Source organism: Gordonia jinhuaensis, from assembly GCF_014639795.1.
Lineage (GTDB): Bacteria > Actinomycetota > Actinomycetes > Mycobacteriales > Mycobacteriaceae > Gordonia_B > Gordonia_B jinhuaensis.
Map to the genome: position 1 here is coordinate 1 of NZ_BMGC01000078.1, position 2851 is coordinate 2851.

Annotated in this window: 1 protein-coding gene; it reads right to left on the minus strand. The window is 61.1% G+C overall.

The genetic code is table 11. From position 1 onward, the window contains the following. Positions 1 to 958: 958 nt before the first annotated feature. Positions 959 to 2746, minus strand: coding sequence for a DUF2075 domain-containing protein (locus IEW22_RS19625; protein ID WP_188589042.1), 1788 nt, complete (start codon positions 2744 to 2746; stop codon positions 959 to 961). Positions 2747 to 2851: the final 105 nt, after the last annotated feature.

Here is a 2851-nt window from a genome sequence, read left to right on the forward strand (position 1 = left end):
CAAGTACGTGAAATGGCACGTCAAACGGGCTCACCACGCCGCCTGGCCGCAACCAACGAAACCAGCCGTCTACGCATCCAGACCCCTTAACTGAACGGTATTGGGTCTAAGTCCACACCCTAGGAGGACCGGATGCTAGTTGCTACCCGGCCCGTCTGCGCGCAGAGGCCAGCCATGGCCGCCCGATCGGAAAGATTCACTGCGGTTGCTCTGCTCAGCGGTCGGCTGCATTCAACAGCTTGAGCACAGCTCGCAAGGGTACGTCGATCCCGACATAGAGTCGAGGCACGAAGACCATTCCCGTCGGACAGAGCGCAGCGATTTCATCGGCGTCGTGGCCAGCACCCTAGGTGATCTGCTCGTGGCTGAGGCCGAGCGTGGTCGCAGACCGAGTGACGAGATCCTGCTGTGCTCCAGGGAGTGGACAGGCGGTGTCTTTGCGGATACCTCTGTCGATATCTTTGTTTCGGTGCGTCTTTCAACCTCGCTGAGATACGAAGTCACCGCTGCCAACGAGCGCTCTATCGCTGCGCCGCGATGATTACGGATCGATGGTCATCAATACGTGTGAGGGAACAATGTTGACGAGATTCGGAGCGACTTCTGGGCGACCAACGGTCGCGAACATCGCGGATACTGCGTTCCGAGAGGCGGCCATACTGGGTGCATGATTCTATGTAGTTTGTGCAGTGCCTGCGGGGATGTCCGTCCTTGAGTTTGCATCAGACCCGAAAGCTGCGGAACGCGCCGTAGCTGCAGCAATTGTCACGTGTGTCCGTGACGACACCCGAGGCGGTCTGCCTCGGGTGTGCATCCATGTCATCATTGACCATCTAGTTGCGCGAGCAGTTCGATATTCCAATAGTGGGCGGCATTGAGGCACTATCCGCCTAGAGCAAGCGGACCGAGAGCCGGTTCGGTTCTTCTGAGCGAAGTGCGCTTGGGGTGCCTCCAGCTATTATCTGACCAACTCCCGCAACGCTTCCCGTGTCTCAGGGTCAGTCGAGTAGATGACCGTCCCGATCATTCCCCGCGTCAGCAGCACCTTGTAGACGTTGCGGACGAGGAGATCGAACCGCTTGTCAGACACCCGTTTGGTGTTGCGGAAATCGGGATCCTTGTTGGCCGATCGGTTTGTCACGAACCGACCATTCCGCCAGACTATGTCCGGTCCCAGAATCACGCCGTTCCAGTCATATTCGAATCCCTGCGCGGTGTAGATGCAGCCCACCTGTCCGAACCCGCCGGCTTCTGTGGCCCAGAGAGCGGCGGGCGGTGCATCACCAACCTTCCGATCACCCTTCACATTCCAGGGACGAGACCAATTTCCGATGCGGACATCAGCCGCTAGCGAGCCGTCTTTGGTGGGGTCGCTCCAGGGCCAGCAGTAGCCGGCAGTCATTCTCGCGGTGTACCCATCCTCAGACTTGGCGGCAAGGATTGCTTCCATCTCCGAAGGGGTATCGGCTACGAGGACGTCGAACTGTGGGTCACCGGGCCAAACGGTGGGTTGGAGATCGGACAGGCCGAGAAGTCGATTGACCCACAGCACGTACTCTTCGCTTCCGCCGCAGCGGAACTGCTCGCCCAGTTCAACGTGGTGGACCTCCAGTCCGAGGCTCGCGGCATACGCCTGGATCTGTGCCAGCGTTCCCATCTCGCCCGGTCGGACGACTTGGTGCTCGTCAAGAAGGAACACCGGAACCCGTGCGGCCGAGATCAGCTCATCGATCTGTGGCCGGTCGGTCCTGAGCTCGGCGCGCGTGTACCTGTCGACCGAGGTTTCTCGAATGCGGTGGGCTTCGTCGAGTATCAGCACATCGAGATCGTTGGTACTGGCGGCCATGAACTGGTTGAAGTACTTGAACATCGATTGCACACGCCTGTCGCGGTGGCCGGCGACCTTACGAAGTGTCTGTGTGAAGGAGCGCGAACCGGTTGCATGGAGAACGGATCGCCCACTCCGCGAGAGCTCGCCGAGTAGCGACAGTGCGATGACGCTCTTGCCGCTCCCAGGCCCGCCGGTCACGACGATGACGCGTTTGGTGTCATTGCGGTAGGCCTGCTGAACAGCGTGCAGAACCAGGTCCACGGCTAGCTGTTGATTGCCGACGAGGTTGAACTGCTCGCGCGATCGGACCTCATCGGCTGCGACCTTGAGTAGTTGCTTGGAGGGTGCGGTCGGGGAGTTCATGAGCATGTCCGCGGCTGCCCTTCCCGGCGCCGGTGACAGTCGAGTACGGAGGAAGTCGAGCATCGAACCGCGGTCAGCGCCGGTGAAGAGGCGACCGGTGGTCGACATCGGGACACCGGCGAGATCTGCCACCACGCCGGGTTCAGTCGCGTTGTGCAGGTAGGCAAGTCCCGCCAGTGAATCGGGGCGGTCTTGAAGCGTGCGGGCGAAATCATAGAGGTAGTCGCAGTACCCGCGTACCTGCAGAATCGGGTTCTGCTTGGGACCACCGGCCATGCCGGGGACATGCACCAGCTCGGGGTTCCCCTCGAACGCTTCGGCGCTCGACCACTGCTTCAGTTCGACCACGACGTACGAGGCCTCGCCAGTCCTCGGATGGACTCCGGCGAGTACCACATCGGCGCGTTGGGACGTCAGCGGCAGGTGGTACTCGATCAGCATCTCGACGCTGCCCAGCCCTGCTTCGACCAAATCGCGCGCCAGTACCGGCAGGCTTCGTCGCCAGGACTGTTGCTCAGCGACGCCAGGTGCGTAACCCCTCTGGAACAGCATTTGGGGCTGGTGCACGAGTAGGTGACATCTGATCTGGCTTGCCCTGCCGGGCGGCCTGGAAGGATGCCAGCTGTGCCCAAGCCCTATCCCCAGGAGTTCCGCGAC